1 pseudogene is annotated in these 440 nt (G+C 54.3%); it reads left to right on the forward strand.

Going from position 1 to position 440, the window contains the following annotated elements:
* A pseudogene (locus QZL71_RS13205) lies at positions 1 to 440 on the forward strand (hypothetical protein); the annotation flags it as partial.

Genomic DNA, 440 nt, shown 5'->3' on the forward strand with positions numbered 1-440 from the left:
TATGACGGGAAACTGTCACGTACGGTTCTTAGGCGGGAAGGCGGTGGTAACACCGCTGACCCAGCCGATTACGCTCCGCTGGTGGAGCGTCTGCATGGGCAGGTCATCCATATCAGCCCTGCCAGCACCCAGTATATCAACCCTATGGACATCAACAGCAACTATTCGGAAGAGGATAACCCGCTGGCTTTGAAAGCCGACTTTGTACTGTCCCTGTGCGAACTGGTGGTGGGCGGCAAAGAAGGGTTGCAGCCGGTGGAAAAGACGGTCATTGACCGCTGCGTCCATGTAATCTATCGCAAGTATTTCGAGAATCCCACCCCAGAAAATATGCCGCTGCTGGAAGACCTCTACAATGCACTGCTGACGCAAGATGAACCGGAAGCCCGCCATGTGGCGGCTGCGCTGGAAATCTACGTCAAGGGCAGTTTGAACATTTT

Origin of the sequence: uncultured Faecalibacterium sp., assembly GCF_900066275.1 — a bacterium.
Classification (GTDB): Bacteria; Bacillota; Clostridia; order Oscillospirales; family Ruminococcaceae; genus Faecalibacterium; species Faecalibacterium taiwanense.